We start from the raw sequence: 20947 nt of genomic DNA, 5'->3' as shown, positions 1-20947 counted from the left end.
CCCTCTAGTTACAACAAATTCTAAGTCCTTGCGCTTCCAGCTCAGCTATCGATTTGTTTTGATCTGGAAGGTGTTCAAGGATGTTTTGGATAAAAGGAAAGTCTTCATGATTTTCATTGATCGAATAGAAAATCCATTGACCCCTGCGCTCTTCTTTCACTAATTCAATATCTCTCAGTTTCCGCAAATGTTGGCTGATTGCGGGCTGACTCATCTTAAAAATCTCGACAAATTCACATACACAGCATTCATGTGACTTGAGAAGTTTCATCATCGTTAAACGAGTTTGATCTCCGAGCAATTTTAGTAACTGTGAAGCCCGTTGCATATCAATCGTACCTTCCGTATTCATATGCGTCCCCCGCCTTTCTTAAATCATCATATAACTATGTACTTATATTGACAAGTAGATTTTTTACTATTATTCTACCCCCTAAAGTATAAATCCCTATTTTGTTAAGAATGCATAAATTTTCTTATTTTCACTTGGAGCAGTTGATGATCAATGCTATATTTGCGTTGTTTGTCCTTAGTTGAAAACAAGAAGCATAACGAACGAACTAGGAGATGAAAGACTTACAGGAAGGAGTAAAATTATGAATCAAAACAACTCGAATAGGGGATTTAAAAGACTTTTAGAAATTCTTTTCGTATCAACAAGGCTTGGTTTGACATCGTTTGGTGGACCAACCGCCCATTTGGGATATTTTCACGACGAATATGTCCGTAGAAGAAAATGGATGGATGAAAAAAGCTATGCTGATTTAGTTGCTTTAGCACAATTTTTACCTGGACCGGCAAGTAGCCAAGTAGGAATTGGGATCGGTGTCATGCGGGCGGGAGTATTAGGAGGCATCATTTCCTTTATAGGGTTTACCCTTCCTTCGGTAGTTGCACTCATTCTCTTTGCTTTGCTACTGGAAGGATTTGATATCGAAAATGCTGGATGGATTCACGGATTAAAAATTGTGGCCGTCGCTGTCGTTGCACATGCCATTCTAGGGATGGCAAAAAACTTAACGCCAGATCTGAAAAGAAAAGCGATTGCGTTATTTGCCCTCGTCAGTACACTTCTTTTTCAAACAGCTTTTACACAAGTTATTGTCATATTGATTGCTGCGCTTTTGGGATTCATTCTGTATAAATACCATCAAGAAAACGAAGAGACGATCTCACAATTCCCAATTACGAAGCGTGTTTCTGCAATCTGTCTACTGTTGTTTTTTGGTTTACTATTTCTTTTACCGATCATTCGGGAAGTAACTGGATCATACTGGGTTGCTCTATTCGATAGTTTTTATCGATCAGGTTCTTTAGTTTTTGGTGGAGGACATGTCGTTTTACCTTTGCTAGAACAAGAGCTTGTACCAAGGGGCTGGATTAGCGAAGAAGCCTTTTTAGCTGGATATGGTGCTACCCAAGCTGTACCTGGTCCCCTCTTTACATTTGCGGCTTATTTAGGAGCTGTTATGAATGGCTGGCAAGGTGGTTTTGTCGCCACAATCGCAGTTTTCTTACCTGCATTCCTTCTCATTCTCGGTGCATTGCCTTTTTGGGATCATTTAAGAAACAACCCTAAAGTAAAAGGAGCGATTATGGGTGTAAACGCAGCAGTTATCGGTATTTTAATTTCCGCGTTTTATCAACCCATTTGGACAAGCTCCATTCTGGCACCGATTGATTTTGCGTTGGCCGCAATTTTGTTTAGTATGCTTGTCTTTTGGAAGCTTCCCCCTTGGATGATTGTCGTTTCTGGGGTTATAGGTGGCACTTTATTAACATTATTCTAATGATCCACGTAAATATTAATTTTACAAATTATACAAACCATGTTACACTGGCGAAAGTCAAATAAGAGAGCGCGTTTTGGAGGAGTCTGTCACCAAGGGGTATCTATGCCCTTTGGTTGGCAGGCTCTTTTTGCATTTGCTCATTCTTTGACCAAAAGAAAAAAAGAGATATAAGATTTATCGTGACATGGCGAGAATTTTATCATTTGGAAGGAGGATTCCCTTGGAATTTGTGCTGTTAATTTTTCTACCGTTAGTTGCAGCTCTATTTGTTCCGCTCCTGTACAAGCGGATCAAAAATATACATACTGGATGGTTCGTCTTTGTGATTCCGGTCATTTTATTCATCTATTATTTACGATTCATTGAGATGACGATGAATGGGAATGTGACAACATCAACGCTTTCATGGATTCCATCGCTCGATATTTCATTTATCGCAGTCATTGATGGGTTAAGCCTTCTTTTTTCCTTACTCATCACTGGAATCGGATCGCTCGTTGTGCTCTATTCAATTTTCTATCTCGATAAAAAACAAGAGAAATTGAATAACTTTTATGTTTATTTACTCATGTTTATGACTGCCATGTTAGGGATCGTACAATCAGATCATGTGATTTCTCTTTATTTATTTTGGGAATTAACGTCCATTTCATCATTTTTACTGATCGGCTATTGGTTTACGCGTGATCGTTCACGATTCGGGGCATTAAAATCAATGATGATTACCGTATTCGGTGGACTGATGATGCTTGGTGGTTTTGTACTCCTTTCTATTATGGGTGATTCGTATTCCATCCGAGAATTGATCGGAAACGCAGATTCCATTATCGGACACGACTATTTCACGCTGGCTCTTGTCCTCATCCTACTCGGTGCATTTACGAAATCCGCACAGTTCCCATTTTACATTTGGTTGCCGGACGCAATGGAAGCGCCTACACCAGTAAGTGCCTATCTTCACTCGGCAACGATGGTCAAGGCTGGACTTTATCTAGTCGCCCGCTTTACACCACTTTTTGCATTTTCCGAAGTTTGGGTTTGGCTCGTCACTGGCATTGGACTTCTCACCTTGTTCTGGGGATCATTCTTTGCTGTTAAACAAACTGACTTGAAAGCGATTCTTGCATTTTCAACGGTGAGTCAGCTTGGGCTAATCATGTCATTACTTGGTGCGAGTGCTGTTGCGTACCATGTAGACGGCCCAGACGCAATCATTTTTAAAGTTGCTGCATTCGCTGCAATCTTCCATTTAATTAACCATGCGATGTTCAAAGGAAGTTTGTTCATGACTGCGGGGATTGTTGATCATGAAACAGGAACGCGGGATATCCGGAAACTTGGCGGCTTAATGAGTATTATGCCTGTCAGTTTCACAGTAGCATTTATCGGCTCTATGTCGATGGCCGGCCTGCCGCCTTTCAGCGGATTCTTGAGTAAGGAGCTCTTCCTCACTTCCATGTTGGCGCTTCGCGATTTTGAATTGTTCAATTTTGCTACATGGGGCATTCTGTTCCCAATCATCGCTTGGATTGCGAGTGTCTTTACGTTTGTTTATAGTTTCTATTTTGTCTTTAAAACGTTTGCAGGGAAACGAAAACGTCAGCCGCTTCCAAAACAGCCGAAAGAAGCTCCTGTTGGCATGCTTCTGTCACCTGTCATTCTAGCTACACTCGTAGTTGGCATTTTCTTTATCCCTAATATCGTTGGGAAAATGTTTGTGAAACCGGCAGTCGTTGCAATGCAGTTCGGTTTGTACAATCATCCAAATGAAGTTGCCGTTCACGTGTCTGCTTGGCACGGTTTGACGCCTGAGCTGCTGATGACGTTAGGAATTATCGCCGTTGGTGCTCTCTTATTCTTAACGATGAAAAGATGGCAAAAGCTTTACGAGATCCAGCCACAATATTTGTCTTTAAATGCGCTATATGATTCGTTAATGATTTTCGGAGAAAGCGGCATGAATCGATTGTCTCGCTTTTATATGACGGGACTGATCCGCACCTATCTTATTTATATGTTTGCTTTCATCGCGGCAATCACAACCATCATGCTATTTGTACAAGATGCATTTGTTGTGGATATGGATAGCTTTTCTGCGCTCAATGCCTACGGGGTCATGACGGCGATCATACTTGTTCTTGCTGTTTGTATGGTTTTATTTGCGAAAACAAGATTAGCAGCCATTATCGCGCTTGGGGGCGTCGGCTATTCTGTTGCTCTGTTTTTCGTTATCTACAAAGCGCCTGATTTAGCGCTCACACAGCTTGTCATTGAAACAGTATCTGTTGCGTTATTCTTATTAGCTTTTAAGTTTTTGCCTACTCTTAAAAGACATGGTGAAAGTACAGCATTTCGCTTTGGAAACTTCGTGATTGCAGCTGCTGTCGGTGTTACGATGACACTTGTCGCCCTATCAGCGCATTCACAAAAATTAATTCCTTCTATTTCCGAATACTACAAAGAAACCGTATTTACGGAAGCTGCAGGTGGGAATATCGTAAACGTCATTCTTGTAGATTATCGTGGATTTGATACGTTGTTTGAAATTGCTGTTCTGGCAATTGCCGGAATCGGTGTATATGGCATGATTCGACTACGACTCGCTAGAAAGGAGAACTCAGATGAAAACAAATGATGTGATTTTACAAACAGGGACGAAAGTTGTCTTTTTCATCATCTTTCTTTTCTCCATTCATATATTCTTTGCCGGGCATTTCGCGCCTGGAGGGGGATTCGTAGGAGGACTTCTGACAACGGCAGCAATCGTTCTCCTGCTTCTTGCTTTTGACCTAAAAACCGTGCAAAAAGCTTTGCCATTCAACTTTATGATTGTTGTGGCCATCGGCTTATTACTTGCTTTAGGCACAGCAGCAGGCTCCATTATCTTTAATGTGCCATTTTTCACACATGCATTTGGCGATTTTTATTTACCGTTATTCGGCGAATCCGCACTGCATACGGCAATGATTTTTGACGCCGGCGTTTACCTCGTCGTTGTCGGCTCAACGATTACGATGATCCAAACGATTGGAGGGGATTCGTAATGGAGTTTGTCATGTCAATTATTATTGGGATTCTATTCATGGCAGCTGTCTATTTAATCTTATCAAGAAGTTTGCTGCGAATTATTCTTGGGACAGGTCTTCTAAGTCACGGAGCGCATTTGCTCATTTTAACAATGGGCGGACTTGGAGGTACATCGCCGCCTGTACTTGCGGAAGGTGTGACAGACTACGCAGATCCCCTTCCTCAAGCGCTTATTTTAACGGCGATTGTTATCAGCTTTGGTGTCACAGCGTTCATTCTCGTTCTCTTTTACCGAACGTATGCGGAACATCAGACCGATAATATGAATTTAATGAAGGGAAATGACGAACATGATTAATCTATTATTACTGCCGATCATTTTGCCGTTTTTCTTCGCGATTATTCTTTTATTTTTCAAAGAAAAAATCCAGATCCAACGGGCATTGACGCTTATCGGTTTAGTCATTAGTTTCATCGCTTCGGTCGTTTTAATGTCAGTGGTGAAAGACAATGGCGTTCAATCGCTCACACTTGGAAGCTGGCCAGCACCTTTTGGGATCACGATGGTTTCGGATATGGTGTCTGTGTTACTTGTCACGACTTCCATTGTGATCACTTTCTTCATCGTCATGTATAGCTTTATATCCATTGGGAAAGAGCGAGAGCGATTCTATTATTATCCTTCTGTCCTTTTCCTATTAACCGGTGTCAATGGTGCGTTTACGACAGGTGATATTTTCAACATGTTCGTATTCTTCGAAGTCCTTCTCATGGCTTCCTACGTACTCATCGTGCTTGGCGGCGAGAAAAAACAGTTGCGCGAGTCGATTAAATACATACTCGTTAACGTCATTTCATCTGCTTTGTTCGTTGCAACAATTGCGCTATTGTACTCGGTCATTGGAACGGTCAACATGGCGGATATTTCCGTGAAAATTACGGAGATTGGTCAACCTGGCATTATTACGGTTATTGCGGTTCTGTTCCTCCTCGTGTTTGGGATAAAAGGAGCTCTTTTCCCGCTGTATTTTTGGCTGCCAGGATCTTATGCAGCTCCACCGATGCCCGTCCTTGCGCTATTTGGTGCTTTGTTAACAAAGGTTGGTATTTACGCGATTACGAGAACGTATACGTTGTTTTTCATTCACGATTTGTCCGTTACGCATGAACTGCTTTACGTGTTATCGATTCTGACAATACTTGCGGGCTGTATTGGCGCGCTTGCTTACTTCGATTTAAAACACATTATGATTTACAACATCGTCATTGCAGTTGGGGTCATTTTGTTCGGCGTTGCGCTGATGAATGAATCCGGCATGACAGGTGCGATGTTTTATTTAATCCATGACATGATTATTAAAGGCGCATTGTTCCTCCTCATTGGGATCATCATCGCGATTACAGGTACGTCAAACTTACGCCAAATGGGCGGTTTAATGAAGACACATGCTCCGCTCGGCTGGATGTACTTAATTGCGGCATTTGGACTAGCAGGAATTCCCCCCCTTAGCGGATTTACGGGCAAGCTTCTTATTGTGAAGGGTGCTTTTGAAGCCGGACACGTATGGGGAAGCATTATTATTCTTGCATCTAGTTTAATTGTCCTCTTATCTGTCATTCGGATTTTCATTTATGCATTTTGGGGTGAACCGGTTGAATTAAAGACGACAAATCGAAGGGCTTACCGCAAAATGATAATTCCTGCCACCGTACTCGTTGTCCTTTCAATTGTGTATGGGGTTGGAAGTGAGTGGTTCGTTCCCTATATGTCAGACGCCTCAAAAGTATTACTAAACCCATCTCTTTATATTGATGCGGTTCTAAAGGAGTAGATGACGATGGCTTTTCAAATACTGTTGAACTTTTTCATCGCGCTCGTCTGGATGTTCTTAAGCTCTTCGTTAACGGTGACGAGCTTTGTCGTCGGGTACTTGATCGGGTTTATTCTCCTTTTGATGATGAGGCGTTTCTTTACCGTGAAACTGTATACGAGACGACTTTGGGCTGCGATTAAGCTCACACTACTTTTCATTAAAGAATTGATCATGTCTAATCTATCTGTGCTGTTCTTAGTGATTCGTCCGAAATTAGCGATTCAACCAAGGATTTTTGCACTTCCGACCGACCTGAAGCATGATTGGGAGATCACTTTACTTTCGAGTCTGATTACGCTGACCCCGGGAACAGTTGTCATGTATGTTTCTGATGATCAAAAGGTTTTATACGTTCATGCCATTGACGCAGGCGATGTAGAGGAAGCCGTTCATTCCATTAAAAACACGTTTGAAAAAGCAATTCGGGAGGTGAGTCGCCCATGATGACATTTATTTGGGTATCTTTACTAATTGTCATTTTATCGATGCTCGGCGTCTTGTATCGAATCTTTCGTGGACCTTCCACTCCGGATCGACTCATTGCGCTTGACGTGATTGGTGTCATGTTTATTTCAGCGACAGCCTTGGTGTCTATATTGTTCCATACAGCCTTTTTCTTTGAAGTGATTTTGCTTCTTGCAGTTCTCTCGTTTATCGGAACGGTTAGCTTCTCTAAATTCATTGAGAAAGGAGAGATCATCGAACGTGACCGTAATCGCTAATACGCTCATTGTCTTTACGATCTTAACAGGGCTTATTTTCACTGTTGTCACAGTGATTGGTGTCCTGCGCTTTCCCGATGTGTATACGAGGGCACATGCCGCTTCTAAGAGTGCCACATTGGGCGTAATCGGTATTTTGTTAGGTACATTCTTTCACTTTTGGTTAAATGAAGGGCTATTTAGTATAAAGCTTCTTCTTGGTATTCTCTTCTTATTTATCACCGCGCCAATTGGCGGGCATTTATTAAGCAGGGCTGCCTATCTGTCAGGTGTGAAACCAACGAAACATACTGTTGGTGATGACCTTGCGGAAGTTGTGAAACAATCGAAACGTGATTGAGGAAGAATAAGCTGCTTTATACTGCCTGAGGGGCCAGACACTGCTGGTATTTGCGGAGCTCGCGAGTATGTGCAATGTCTGGCCTTTTTAAAATACCCCAAAAGCTCTCCCCCCCTTTAGCATGCCGCTACCACTCTAGTAAAGCTCTTTATCATCAGTCTGCAGGTGCCCCCTACCACCTTTTCAACTTTTCAGTAAATTTTATGTGATTACTATTGACTTTCTCATGGGCACGCATTAATATTTAAAGTGAGATTGAGAATCGTTATCAGTCGAATTTAAAACGTTTGGAGTGGGAAATATATGAAAAAGAGTTTTGGGCTGCTACTCATCGCTTTGCTACTTGTCCTCGCAGCATGCGGAAATAGTACGAAACAAAGTAGTGACACTACAACTACAAAAAATGAAAAGAACAACGAAAAATCTGAAGTGAATTTGTATACGAGCCGACATTATGATGTTGATGATGGGTTATATAAAAAGTTTGAAGATGAAACAGGCATTAAAGTGAATGTCATTAAAGGAGAAGCCGATGAGTTAATCGAGCGGATTAAACGTGAAGGATCAGCGACGAAAGCGGATCTTTTCTTAACAGCTGATGTCGGAAGATTGTACCGTGCAAAAGAACAGGGATTACTGCAAGCCGTGTCAAGTGACATTTTGTCGAAACAAGTTCCCGAAAAATTCCGTGATTCCGACAATATGTGGGTGGGTTTGACAAAACGTGCGCGTATTCTAGTGTATAATAAAGATAAAGTGGAGCCTGAAGAGTTATCAACTTATGAAGCGCTCACAGAAGATGTGTGGAAAGGACGCGTACTGATCCGTTCTTCCGAAAATGTCTATAATCAATCACTATTAGCTTCTTTCATCAATATTGACGGTGAAGAAAAAGCGAAAGAATGGGCACAAGGAATCGTCAATAATATGGCACGCAGTCCAGAAGGCGGAGACCGTGACCAAGCAAAGGCTGTCGCTGCTGGTATTGGTGACATTGCAATCATGAACACTTATTACCTAGGACAAATGCTCAACTCACAAGATCCTGAGGAAGTAAAAGTGGCAGAACAACTTGGGGTTTTCTTCCCGAACCAAGAGACGACAGGCACACATGTTAACATTAGTGGTGCTGGCGTCGTAAAAAACTCAAAAAATGCGGACAATGCATTGAAGCTTCTGGAATTCTTAACTGATGAAGAAGCACAATATACATTTGCAGAAGCAAACTATGAATATCCGGTCAATCCGGATGTTGAACAAGCAGAACTTCTAAAATCTTGGGGTGACTTTAAAGAACAGGATATCCCACTAACAACTCTTGGAGAAAATAGTGCGAAAGCGATTATGATTTTTAACGAAGTAGGTTGGAAATAAAGGTTTACCCCCTATTGCTTTTGCAGTAGGGGGTACTTTGGGAAATGACAAAGGATGGGTTTGGCATGATGAGGCGAATTTCGAATGTAAATGGTTGGACGATCGGTTCAGTACTGATTATTATTTTATTATTTGTACCAAATTTATCGATAGTAACAGGTATTTTTACACCTCCAAGTGAAAATTGGGCGCATATTCAGGAGTTTATGCTGCTAGGATACATTAAGTCATCACTCACACTTGTTTTTTTTACAGCCATTTTCACTATCGTAATTGGCTTAAGTCTTGCTTGGCTCATCGCACAATATGACTTCCCGCTTCGCAACTTTATGAAATGGGCATTGATCTTACCTTTGTCGATCCCGCCATTTATTGGTGCTTATACGTATCACGGCATCCTGAACTACACGGGGATCATTCAAAAGACGCTGCGCAATCAGTTTGATATCACGCCGAATCCGGCCTTTTTCGATATCATGAATGTCCCAGGCGCTATTTTTATTTATACATTATTTCTTTTTCCATATGTTTATATGATTACTAGAATTTTCTTATCCAATCAAGCAGCCTCCCTCATTGAAAGTGCACGAACACTTGGAAAAAGCTCGGTGGACATTTTCTTCAAAGTCGTCCTTCCGATCTCACGTGTTTCGATCATTGGTGGGGTAAGCCTAGTTATATTAGAAGTGTTAAACGACTATGGTGTTGTAAAGTATTTCGGCATTCAAACTTTCAGTACTGCTATTTTTCAAACATGGTTTGGTTTAGGGGATCTAGATTCGTCGATCAAACTTGCTGCGTCCTTAATGGGCATCGTTATTTTCCTTCTCGTTATCGAGTGGGTACTCAGAGGCGGGAAAAAATATAGTTTCGCATCAACGAAAGTGAGACCGCTCCCGCTCGTTAAATTGACGGGGAAAAAGGCGGTTATCGCAACGTCTTATACGCTATTTATTTTTACGGTAGCATTTCTCATACCGGTTCTACAGCTACTGGATTGGTTTGTACTTACGTTCGGTAAAGTTCCAATGGAAGAAGTGTTAACGTATACCAAAAACTCCATCATTGTTGCTGGAACAGCCGCAACGCTCATTATTTTATTCTCGCTCGTTATTGGCAATTTCAGCCGAATTACGAAGCATAAGTTTGGAAATGTTTTACCGAAATTAACGATACTCGGGTATTCCATACCTGGAGCGGTCATTGCGGTGGCAGTTGTGACAACATTTATTGCCATTGACCGGTTTTTAGCACCTCTGTATCTCTCTATGGGCCTAGATTCCGCGCTTATCTTAAGTGTCAGTCTCGTTATGCTCGTCAGCGCGTACATTATTCGCTTTTTCGCAATTGGTTACAACTCCATTGAATCAGGATACGCTAAAATCGGCACCGATTTCCGGGATGCTTCACGTATGCTCGGTGTCAGTGGTTTCCGAACGTTTTTCAAAGTTGATATTCCGATGATGAAAGGCGCCATTATTAGCGGATTTATCCTTACATTTGTCGATATTTTAAAGGAAATTCCATTGACGCTCATTTTACGCCCGTTTAACTACGACACACTCGCAACAAAAGCATTTCAATATGCAAGTGATGAAAAGATTATGGAAGCGTCACAAGCTTCCTTGCTCATAGTCGGTGTTAGTGCAATTGCAATTTTCGTTTTCCATAAGTTGCTACGAGAGGAGCCGGAATAATATGTTTATAGACATTCAAAATATGTGTTTCAACTATACAAATTCGTCAGCAAAGGCAGTCGAGGGTTTTACATTTTCGGTACAAAAAGGTGAGGTCATCTCCATACTTGGGCGAAGCGGCAGTGGAAAAAGTACGATTCTCCGACTAATTGCTGGACTTGAGATGCCGAAATGCGGTTCATTTACATTGGCAGGTAAAAAAATATTTGATGATTATACATTTGTACAGCCTGAAAAGCGCGGGATTGGGATGGTGTTTCAAGATTATGCACTGTTCCCACATATGTGTGTAGCAGACAACATTTTATTCGGCCTTCCTAAAATGAGCCGACATGAAAAAATGAAACGGTTGAAGGAAGTCTTGGAACTTGTTGAACTAGAAGGTTTTGAAAAAAGATATCCGCATCAATTGAGCGGAGGTCAGCAGCAACGTGTTGCACTTGCACGTGCGATCGCACCACAGCCTGAACTCATTCTTTTAGATGAACCATTTAGTAATCTAGACACGGATCTGCTTGTTAAAATCCGTGAAGACCTTCGCCGCATCTTAAAGAAAGCGAATGCGACTGCAATATTCGTAACCCACAATCAAAATGATGCCCATGCACTTGCGGATCGAATTATTAAGATCAAAGATGGTCGAATTGATCAAGTTGGACGTCCTTGCGACTTATTAGGGATTCCGACAAATGATGAAGTTGAGCTAGAGTTATTACCCGAAGAATCTCAAAAGGAACTTGTCAGTGTATGAAGAAAAAACTTGTATGTACATATAAAATGTACATTCTCTACTAATTGAAGATAAAAAGAGTTATCCATGTAGCTAGACTTCTACTACATGGATAACTCTTTTTTATCGCTCCTATTGTGTTTCTAAGCTTTCCACTCGCTGTTTCTTCGCCTTCCTGAAATGAAACAACTCATAAATGACCGGTATTATGATCAACGTCAATAACGTTGAAACGGTCAATCCCCCAATGACAACAACCGCTAAACCTTTTGAAACTAAGCTGCCCATCTCCTCTTTCCCCACTAGTAGTGGAATCATGGCAAAAATTGTTGCCAACGCCGTCATGATGATCGGACGTAGACGAGCGGCCCCCGCTTCGAGCAATGCTTCTCGAATCGACATTGTTTCCTCATTTTGTCTGACCCGATCCAATAGAACGATGGCATTCGTTACGACAATACCGATTAACATTAACGCACCAATCATCGCTCCAATATCAATAGGCGTTTTCGCAATTAATAATCCGAGAACGGCCCCGATGACCGCCAAAGGCAATGTGAACAAAATGACTAGCGGGGCGCGTAATGTTTTAAATGTCATCACCATAATTAAGTAAACAAGTCCGATCGAAACTGCCATGAGCTGAAACAGTTCTGCGAATTGATCCGCTTGTGCACTTGCCGCCCCGCCTGTTTCAATCGTAACGCCTTCCGGCAATGAAAGAGTAGTTGTTTTCTGTGTAATTTCTTGGGAGATTTTGGACAAATCTTTCGAATCTACCTCGATTGTCACCCGTACGTATTCCTTGCCATCTTTCCGTAACACACTTGTCGGCTTATTTGCTTTTTCGATTTTTGCAATAGAGGAAAGCGGAACGAGTTGTTGATTAACAATGACTTGGATTTCTTTCAATTCAGCATCTGTCTTTGGATGCATGGAACTATCCAAGTAGACCATCGTATCTTTGTCCTCCAGTTTAATCGTTCCTAGTGGGACTGGATTTAACAACAACTGCACTTGTCTTGCAACTTCTTCTGTATTTGCTTTTTCTTGATCAATAACGATGTCGTAAACTGCTTTGACATCACTTTGATTACTCGTCACTTTTTCAACGCCGGGGATCCCCTCTACTTCATCCATGACCTGATCCGCTGCCGTTACTAATTCGGATGCATCTTTTCCTACGATATCAAGCGAAATGGTCGAACCGCCTGTTGGCATCATCGAAACGAATGAAACTTCCATTTCGGCATCAGGATACTGCTCTTTTTGCTGATCGATCTTTTCGATCAATTTCTCCGTGCTCCCACCGCTTTTCATCACCACATGAAAACGTCCGGTATTTTGTGCGTTTACTTCACTAAATTCGGCATCTTCCGGGTTGGATCCGAGGAAGAGAATGACTTCTTCTACAGTGGATTGCTTCATTAAAAATGTTTCTAATTGTAAAACTTCTTCTTTCACTGTCGTAAAAGGCACTTCATCTGGATACGCGATCGATAGGACGATGTCTTGATCCGTCGCATCTTCGGTCCCTTTCGGCATTGCAAAATACAAGCCAATTGACCCAATAAAAACAATGATTGTTGTCACAAGCGGTACCCATTTATGGCGAAGACACCAATCCAACATCCGCATATATCGTTTTGACGTCCTATACGCTGGCAATTTTCCTTTTTGCAGCAGGCCTGAGCTCATTAACGGTACGACGATCAATGCGACGAGTAAGGATGATAAAAGTGCATACGTAATCGTCAAGGCGAACGGCAAAAGGATGTCTTGCATCGATTTGACAAGCCCCATTGGTAAAAACACAGCAACGGTCGTTAACGTGGAAGATGTAATGGCAGACGCCACTTCTTTTGTCGCCTCGACGATGACAGGCTTTGAAAAATCCCTATTTTGTGCTTTCCGGAAAATATTTTCAATGACGACTATGCTGTCGTCGACTAATCGTCCGACTGCGACCGCAACTGCACCGATCGTTAAAATGTTTAATGTAATGCCTGAAAGCGACAGCAATAATAATGTTAATCCGAGTGACAATGGGATACTAATGACCGTAATTGCCGTCATGCGGATATGGCGCAAGAAGATGAATATGATGATCGTTGCAAACAATGCACCTAGCAGAACTGCTTGCATCATACTGTCTACCGAGTTGACAATAAAGTCAGAAAACGAAATGAGCATGGACGCTTCAATGGCTGATTTGAAGTCCACATTCACTTGCTTGATCATGTTGTCCACTTTTTTACCAATTGCGACCGCATTGGCATTCGGCTCTTTATAAAGCACTAAGGCAACGGCCTCTTTGCCATTCACCCGTGTAAAAAATGTAGAACTAGAATCTGCAATGTCGACAGTAGCAATTTCTTTTAATGGAATGCCTGGAATAATTTCTAATGCCTCTAATGCTGCTACCCCGTCGATTTGACCGACAACTTTAATAGACGTCGTTTTGTTGTCAATCGTCTCTTCCGCAACCGATACAGCAAGATTTTTCCCATGAAGGATGCCCATAAGCGCTTGAAGCGGAATTTGATGCGCTGTTAGCTTTTCTTGATCCACCTTCACGTTCACTTGTGTTTGTTGGCTGCCGTACACCGAAACATTCGATACGCCCGAAATTCCTTGAAACTTCGGAATAACTTCATTGTCGACTTTCTCCATGGCATTGCGATCTATACCGCCGGGAAAAGATAGCCCGATTTGCCATAATGGAATCATATCAAGATTAAGTTGTGAAACGATCGGCTTCGAATAGCCTTCTGGTAATTGAATGCTGTCGACCGCTTCCTGCACTTGTGCTTTTGCTTCTTTCATATCAATCGATGCATCCAGTGAAATATCTACAGACGTGAAGCCATCTGCAGCAGTTGAAAACACATCTTTTTTCCCTTTCACAGTCCCGATCGCTTTTTCAATCGGCTTTGTCACTTGCTCGGTCATCGTTTCCGCATCGGTCCCTTGCCCGATGACAATGACCGTCACCATCGGATTATCCGCAGGCGGCAAAAACTCCTTTGGCAATGTGAAATAACTAACAATCCCAAGCCCCAGCGACAAAACAACCATCAAAATCACTGCAGCCTTGTTTTTTAATGCCCAGTTTGTAAACCGAATCACAGCCCCACTCCCCATTCCCTGAAATTGGTTAAACCTTCCACATTAAACGTATTGCAATAAGAGGGCAGTTATAACAGGCTGGAGGATGAACTTGGATTGACCTAAAGTCGTAGATTAAAAAAGGTGCCAGGGAAAGCTACAATTCGCGGAAATATGCGAGTTGTGACGATCACTAGGCACCTATATACAAATCAATTATTTTATTCTAAAAGGTAACTTTTCGTTCCCTCTCTTCACTTATAATTCCTGGTAATCCCGCTGATACGTTCCACCGTCTTTTACATCCGAATGGTATAACGCTTTTAACGCGAAACTTTTCTCCAAGTCATGTTCTTTCATCACCTGTTTAAGACGTTTTGTCAGTTCGGCATTGTTTTTCACGAGTTGCTCCATCTTCGATTTCGAATATTGCACGTTTCATTACCTCCCTGCCGTAAATTGATCTTCATAGTATACCACTGATTCGTTGCCTTCCTGTAAAAAGAGTGATTGACAGTAGAATTATTTTCTACATCAACCACTCTTCTCATTATTTCAACAACCCAACCATTTCAAGTCCGTATGCAATACCATCTTCGCTAACGTCTTTCGTTACGTATCTAGCAACTTTCTTCACTTGTTCAGGCGCATTCCCCATCGCAACGCCATGACCGACATATTGTAGCATTTCAATATCGTTTAAATTATCGCCAAAGGCATAGACATCGTCTTTCGAATATCCGGCCTTTTCGATGAACTTTTCAATACCCACTGCCTTTGAACCGCCAAGCGGAAGAACGTCCACTGAATATTCATGCCAACGGATAAAATTCAAGTCTCGTATATTGTCTTGATAATAAGACTCCTCATGATCTTTACAATAGAGCAATGCCTGGTAAATATCGGCTTCTTTGAAATAGTGCTCATCAAATAGAAGCTGTGACGCGTCTATTTGCAGGGAAGCGAGTGATTCTTCGATATCAGGATGACTTTCAACATTCGCACGCATATGCTGGTCGCCCAAAAAGACCATCGGATGCTCCCGAGAAATCGAATACTCCGCTAAATGCGCCAACAATTCCCGATCAATTGGATTTTTATAAATCACCTCGCCCGCAATCTCCACATATTGCCCATTAAAACAAACGAACGAGTTGATGCCCAATTCTTCGCGCAAGTCCTCAAAGAAATAAGTCGGGCGCCCCGTCGCAATCGCAACGTCATGACCAGCCTCTTGCAAAAGCTGAATCGATTCCTTGGCCGAGGCAGGTAATTGTTTATCATGGTCCAGTAATGTACCATCAATATCAAACATGATCATCTTTTTTGTCAACAATAGTTCCCCCTATACAAAAGAGCATAAATGCAAACCTTAATTCAAGTGTAGCACAATCCTTATGTAGATTTTGTACGGTACTTCACTGTTCTTGATATGCCCAGAAACAAATAAATCACCCCTCAATTGATGAGAAGTGACTTATTATTTCAATTTACTTCAATGTCGGCCAAAAACTTCGTTTACCGAGCAACATTAATATCGCTGGAATAAGCAAAGGCCGAACGATAAATGTATCGATCAAAATACCGAGTGCCATGATGAATCCAAAATGCTTCAGCTCATTAATCGGCATTGTCGTTAAAACGAGAAAAGTGGCCGCCAAAATAATCCCCGCAGAACTAATGACGCCGCCTGTTCGTTCAAGTCCATTTCGCACCGCATCCTCAAATGACACCATTTTCATTTCTTCCCGAATTCGAGCGATGAGCATAATTGAGTAGTCGACACCTAAAGCTACAAGAAACACAAATGTATAAAGTGGAATTCGGTAACCAATTGATTCTAACCCTAAAAAGACGTCAAATAAATATAAGGAAAGACCCAATGTTGCCGTGTACGATAAGACAATTGTGCCGATCATCAGGAGCGGAGCGATAACAGAACGTGTCTGCAACCCAAGCATAATGGTAATAAGGATCGTCATTAATCCCATCACAAGCCACGAATCACGGCTATTAATATCCCGTAAATCCGCGTACTTCGCACTTTCTCCTGCAAAATAAAGTTCTGTCTTCGTAAGCCCAGCTTCTTTCACAATGCTTTTTTCTTGATCCCGCAAGGTAAGTACCGTGTCGAATGCTTTTTCGTCATATGGGTTTCCTGTGAAAATTATAGAAAATTTGGCACTTTTTCCATCTGCAGATAAAGGATTTCCTTGCGTTGTTACTTTTTCAACACCCGGTTCACTTTCCACTTGGTCAATCATCGCTTGCAGTCCATCCATTGTTAACAGTTCTTCAGAAACGATCAGTAATGTTCCCGGTGCTAAGCTTCCTTTTGAAAAAGCATCACCGAGGCGTTCATATCCAACCCGAGACGAAAGATCTTCTGGAAACGAATCGATTAAGTCATAGCTCTTCCCAAGGCTTAGTAAGTTAGCGGAGCTAATGATTAATAACAACATGATCGTTATGAAAAAACGAAGTGGTTTTGTCGTCACGGTAGAAGCAACTTTACTCCATACTGTCGCCTTCTCAACACTCTCTTCACCATATTTCGGGATAACCGGCCAAAACGCTTTTCTGCCGATCAATGCAAAAAGGGCTGGTAGTAACGTTAAACCCGCAATCAGCATGGCACCCGCCGCAATTGCAAAAACAGGAGCGAAATTTCGGTACGGTTCGTACACTGTGAAAAATAACGTTGCAACAGCAAGTACGATTGTACTGCCACTGTAAAAAATAGGCTCTTTTACGTAGCGCATCGTTTCAACCATTGCCGCATCCACCGACTGATGGCGCTTCAATTCTTCACGATAGCGCGAAAAGATCAATAGGGAATAATCCGTCACAACGGCAAACAATAAAATGGTCATAATCGACAACGCCTGACTATCCGTCATAAACCAGCCGGCTGATGCGAATAGTCCAATAAGCCGGTCAACAGCAGCATAGACAATTGCAGCTGCAACGAGCGGAATGAAAGTAAGCAGCGGTGAGCGGTAAATGATCAGCAACAGTACAAGAATAAGTCCGACTGTCGAAAGAAGTAAGACCACATCCGCACGGCTAAATAATTCTACTGCATCTGAAGCGATCGCAGCCGGTCCAGTCCACGACAATTCGATTGATTTATCTACTTGTTGAGCCACCTGTTCTTTCATTGAAGAAATGATTGCATTTAAATCATTTCCTTCCAACTCCTCCGAAGCTGTTAGCGGCATGAAAAATGTTTTCTTGTCTGCTGACCAAAACGTTTGCCTTATTTCCGGTTGGAGCTTCGTAATAGGCAGTGCCTCCACAGCCCCTTCTGTATCGACGGCTTCAATCGCCGTTGCTATCTGAAGAATCTCTTGTTCTGTTAAGCCCTCTTCTTTAAACAGAACGGCAAATAACGGGATACCGCCTTCCTGTGGAAAATACTGCTCTAATTGTTCGTCTGCAATAATGGAAGCAGCATCATCTGGAAGACCTGCATTTTTATTCGCCTCTGTAAATTCTTTTGCCCCCGGTGCGACTGCTGATAAAATGATTGTCACTAGCAGCCAGCTTATAACAGCTATCCACCATTTCCTTTTCATACACGTTCACTCGTTTCCGTTAGGAATGTCAGAATGACAAATAACGCAAAACTAATAAGCAAAATTGTACCGCCGACGATATACAAGATCAGCGCCAATGTTTCGTTAACGCCAAATGGACGCATAAATTGCAGCCACATTCCTGTCGTTAAACCAACTGCACCAATGATCGCCGTCCAGCCATGAAATGCCACGAGCTTTTTCGCGCGCACTTTGAATAAGCGATAAAAGACACCCCAAGCAAATAATGACAGCCAGCCAACCAGAAGAATATGCGCGTGAATCGGTCGAAATGCATACGATCCTGCTCCTGCCATATGTGAACCTAACACTGTCCCAATCAAGCCAAAAATCGCGGCAATACGAATGAGGCGAATACTCCATTTTTCGTTCATTTTTTACATTCCTCCTTGATATTCATACGATACGTATATCATAAGAAATGAACATGAACGGAAGATGAACGGAACGTTACAGTTTTGGCAAGAATACCGTAAAACAAGTTCCTTTGCCGAGTTCACTATGCACTTCAATCGTACCCTGATGGAGGCTGATTACTTGTTGAACGATGGATAACCCTAGACCGGTGCCGCCCGATTCTTTTGTTCTTGATTGATCTGCCCGGTAAAAACGATCAAATACATGCATCCTTGTTGCTTCAGCCATACCGATGCCATTGTCGCTAAAGCTAATTTTGACACCGTCGGCTTGATCCGTCAGCGACAGATCGATTGAGCCCCCAACTTGTGTATATTTAATTGCATTGGATAACAGATTTTCCCAGACTTTTTCAAGAAAAGCAGGATCACCTGTGTAACGTACATCCTCCATGTCCATCGACAGCGAAAGCTCTTTTTCCTCCAACAGCCACCTTACTTTACGAACAGTTTCTTTTAGCTGTGCACTCAAGTCGAATGTTTTCATAACTAGCGGAGAAGTAAGTTGATCCAATGAAGTTAATAGCAATAATTGTTTCGTCAGTGATGACAGCCTTTCCGTTTCTGACTGGATGACAGACGCATAGCTTTTTCTCTCGTCCTCTTTTAACTCTTCCTTCAATAAAAGCGCTGAATAGCCTTTAATATTCAGAAGCGGTGTTTGAAAATCATGAGATACATCACTTATAAACTCCTTACGCATCCGATCATTTTCCCGTAGTTTTTCTGTCATCCGTTGAAAGCTTTGTGCCAACTGGCCGATTTCGTCCTTCCTTTTAATTTGAATTGTTTCAGAATACTGCTCCTCGCCAACCTTTTTCGTTGCAACCGTCAGCTTCGTAATCGGCTCTATTAATTTTTTAGCAACAACGAGCATCGATAATAAGCTGAAAATAGCCATGACAATTACCATTCCACCAAGTATATGATGCACTTCAGTAAATAACATCTTAATATCTGGGCGAAGAAATAAGGCATACTGCTCATTTTGATGCTTAAAAGGAACGCCAACCGTATTCGCCGATTCATTCGAGAAAAAACCCGTTACAAATGTTTCACTCGGCAAATCACGCATCCCATGATAAATTTCTCTATTTAATACTTGTTCCACCGCAGCCGGCGACAAATTGTCCTTTCGAAAAGGTTCTCCGTATAACTTCGCTTCCCCTTTAGAATCAATTACCAAAAGTCTATAACCCATCGCTGCTTGCGTCCTGAGATACTCATTTAAATCCAGTGATCCATTCTGTTCGATGAATGATGTAATGCTAAGGGCGATGTTCATATTCTTCCAGTCATTCTTCTCTTTTAGCACTTGATGATAATATGTATTCACGAATAAATAAGCAACAAGACCGCTTGTAAACATAATGCCAACCGTAAAAGCTAAAAACTTTCCATATAATGATTTCATGCCAGAACCTCTAACTTATACCCCACGCCTCTTACCGTTGAAATAACGACATCTTTCGTTAGTTGATCCAACTTACCTCGAATTCGCTTAATATGCACGTTTAACGTCTGTTCGTCCCCTTCATAATCGAAACCCCATACACGTTCTAAAAGGATGTCTCGCGTAAATACTTGATTGGGACGTGATGCAAGCAGCGATAATAACTCAAACTCTTTCAACGGAAGTAATAATACTTTATAGCCGACAGAAACTTCATAGCTCTGCCGGTTGATCATCAATGAGCCAGCTTGAATGAGGTCATCCGCTGCCTTATCATACCTTCGTAAAATCGCATGGATGCGGAAGAGCAACTCTTTTGGCTCAAACGGCTTTACAACATAATCATCTGATCCCGCCAAAAAACCTCTTTCTTTATCCTCCAACTCTCCTTTTGCTGTCAGCAATAATACGGGGATGTCTGTCGTCCTCTTAAACTCTTTCGTTACTGTAAAGCCGTCCATTCCTGGCATCATAACATCCACAATCGCTAGATCCGGTCGATCGTTTGCTAAAATCTCCAAAGCTTCATAGCCATTCGTTGCCTGCAAAACGACATAACCGGCATCCTGTAATTGGATTTTAACCAATTGCAAAATATTTGGATCATCGTCCACGACTAATATCTTTTTCATACACACACCACTGCTACTAAAAACATAGAAAAATGTCCTTTTTCTATGCCAGACTATTCCTGCTTCTTCGTACCCCGCCTCGCCAATCTCACGCTACTACGGTTGGTTTAGCACTCCACAGGCGTAAATTCGGATGTAGCCCACCCTACTTTTGCAAGTTGTTACTTTGAGGTAACAATCGC

General features: G+C 42.0%; 19 protein-coding genes. 11 read left to right on the top strand and 8 right to left on the bottom strand.

Features of this window, described 5'->3' with window-relative positions:
* Positions 1-4 precede the first annotated feature (4 nt).
* A complete protein-coding gene (locus AU377_RS14950; protein WP_067408674.1) occupies positions 5-352 on the bottom strand; it encodes a metalloregulator ArsR/SmtB family transcription factor in 348 nt (115 codons plus the stop codon).
* A 244-nt stretch (positions 353-596) separates the two neighbouring features.
* On the opposite strand from AU377_RS14950, the gene AU377_RS14945 reads away from it, so the two are divergent.
* The 11 genes from AU377_RS14945 to AU377_RS14895 all read left to right on the top strand — a co-directional run bounded on the left by AU377_RS14945 (position 597) and on the right by AU377_RS14895 (position 11578).
* Positions 597-1790, top strand: coding sequence for a chromate transporter (locus tag AU377_RS14945; protein WP_067408672.1), 1194 nt, complete (start codon positions 597-599; stop codon positions 1788-1790).
* Positions 1791-2013: 223 nt separating this feature from the next.
* Positions 2014-4428 carry a Na+/H+ antiporter subunit A gene (locus AU377_RS14940; protein ID WP_067408670.1) on the top strand — a complete coding sequence of 805 codons (2415 nt, stop codon included), beginning with the start codon at positions 2014-2016 and terminating at the stop codon, positions 4426-4428.
* Positions 4415-4837, top strand: a complete 423-nt coding sequence (locus AU377_RS14935; protein WP_067408668.1) for a Na(+)/H(+) antiporter subunit B — start codon at positions 4415-4417, stop codon at positions 4835-4837. Before AU377_RS14940 ends, AU377_RS14935 begins: the two co-directional genes overlap by 14 nt.
* On the top strand, positions 4837-5178 hold the full coding sequence (locus AU377_RS14930; RefSeq protein ID WP_067408666.1) for a Na(+)/H(+) antiporter subunit C: 342 nt from the start codon (positions 4837-4839) through the stop codon (positions 5176-5178). The genes AU377_RS14935 and AU377_RS14930 overlap by 1 nt, the downstream gene beginning before the upstream one ends.
* Positions 5171-6652 (top strand): Na+/H+ antiporter subunit D, encoded by a 1482-nt coding sequence (locus AU377_RS14925; protein WP_067408664.1) that lies wholly within the window; start codon positions 5171-5173, stop codon positions 6650-6652. The genes AU377_RS14930 and AU377_RS14925 overlap by 8 nt, the downstream gene beginning before the upstream one ends.
* Before the next feature lie 6 nt (positions 6653-6658).
* Entirely contained in the window at positions 6659-7138 is a 480-nt protein-coding gene (locus AU377_RS14920; protein ID WP_067408662.1) for a Na+/H+ antiporter subunit E, read from the top strand.
* On the top strand, positions 7135-7416 hold the full coding sequence (locus AU377_RS14915) for a Na(+)/H(+) antiporter subunit F1 (RefSeq protein ID WP_067408660.1): 282 nt from the start codon (positions 7135-7137) through the stop codon (positions 7414-7416). The genes AU377_RS14920 and AU377_RS14915 overlap by 4 nt, the downstream gene beginning before the upstream one ends.
* Positions 7400-7756 (top strand): monovalent cation/H(+) antiporter subunit G, encoded by a 357-nt coding sequence (gene mnhG / locus AU377_RS14910; RefSeq protein ID WP_067408658.1) that lies wholly within the window; start codon positions 7400-7402, stop codon positions 7754-7756. The genes AU377_RS14915 and mnhG overlap by 17 nt, the downstream gene beginning before the upstream one ends.
* A 303-nt stretch (positions 7757-8059) precedes the next feature.
* Entirely contained in the window at positions 8060-9130 is a 1071-nt protein-coding gene (locus tag AU377_RS14905; RefSeq protein WP_067408656.1) for a Fe(3+) ABC transporter substrate-binding protein, read from the top strand.
* Positions 9131-9195: 65 nt separating this feature from the next.
* Positions 9196-10827, top strand: a complete 1632-nt coding sequence (locus AU377_RS14900; protein WP_067408749.1) for an iron ABC transporter permease — start codon at positions 9196-9198, stop codon at positions 10825-10827.
* A gap of 1 nt (position 10828) precedes the next feature.
* The gene (locus AU377_RS14895; RefSeq protein WP_067408655.1) at positions 10829-11578 is read left to right on the top strand and encodes an ABC transporter ATP-binding protein; all 750 of its coding nucleotides are present in this window, start codon (positions 10829-10831) and stop codon (positions 11576-11578) included.
* A gap of 111 nt (positions 11579-11689) precedes the next feature.
* On the opposite strand, the gene AU377_RS14890 is transcribed toward AU377_RS14895, so the two are convergent.
* The 7 genes from AU377_RS14890 to AU377_RS14865 all read right to left on the bottom strand — a co-directional run bounded on the left by AU377_RS14890 (position 11690) and on the right by AU377_RS14865 (position 20765).
* Positions 11690-14686, bottom strand: coding sequence for an efflux RND transporter permease subunit (locus AU377_RS14890; RefSeq protein ID WP_067408653.1), 2997 nt, complete (start codon positions 14684-14686; stop codon positions 11690-11692).
* Positions 14687-14923: 237 nt separating this feature from the next.
* On the bottom strand, positions 14924-15100 hold the full coding sequence (locus AU377_RS15665) for a hypothetical protein (protein WP_172794075.1): 177 nt from the start codon (positions 15098-15100) through the stop codon (positions 14924-14926).
* 115 nt (positions 15101-15215) lie between these two features.
* Positions 15216-15998 (bottom strand): Cof-type HAD-IIB family hydrolase, encoded by a 783-nt coding sequence (locus tag AU377_RS14885; protein ID WP_067408651.1) that lies wholly within the window; start codon positions 15996-15998, stop codon positions 15216-15218.
* 157 nt (positions 15999-16155) lie between these two features.
* Positions 16156-18243, bottom strand: coding sequence for an MMPL family transporter (locus AU377_RS14880; RefSeq protein WP_067408649.1), 2088 nt, complete (start codon positions 18241-18243; stop codon positions 16156-16158).
* A complete protein-coding gene (locus AU377_RS14875; protein WP_067408647.1) occupies positions 18240-18638 on the bottom strand; it encodes a hypothetical protein in 399 nt (132 codons plus the stop codon). The genes AU377_RS14880 and AU377_RS14875 overlap by 4 nt, the downstream gene beginning before the upstream one ends.
* 76 nt (positions 18639-18714) lie before the next feature.
* The gene (locus AU377_RS14870) at positions 18715-20094 is read right to left on the bottom strand and encodes a HAMP domain-containing sensor histidine kinase (RefSeq protein ID WP_067408644.1); all 1380 of its coding nucleotides are present in this window, start codon (positions 20092-20094) and stop codon (positions 18715-18717) included.
* Positions 20091-20765, bottom strand: a complete 675-nt coding sequence (locus AU377_RS14865; RefSeq protein ID WP_067408643.1) for a response regulator transcription factor — start codon at positions 20763-20765, stop codon at positions 20091-20093. The genes AU377_RS14870 and AU377_RS14865 overlap by 4 nt, the downstream gene beginning before the upstream one ends.
* Positions 20766-20947: the final 182 nt, after the last annotated feature.

The organism is Sporosarcina sp. HYO08 (genome assembly GCF_001563475.1).
Classification (GTDB): Bacteria; Bacillota; Bacilli; order Bacillales_A; family Planococcaceae; genus Sporosarcina.
Note: the sequence above shows the minus strand (reverse complement) of the source record. Positions and strands in the feature narration are given on the sequence as shown.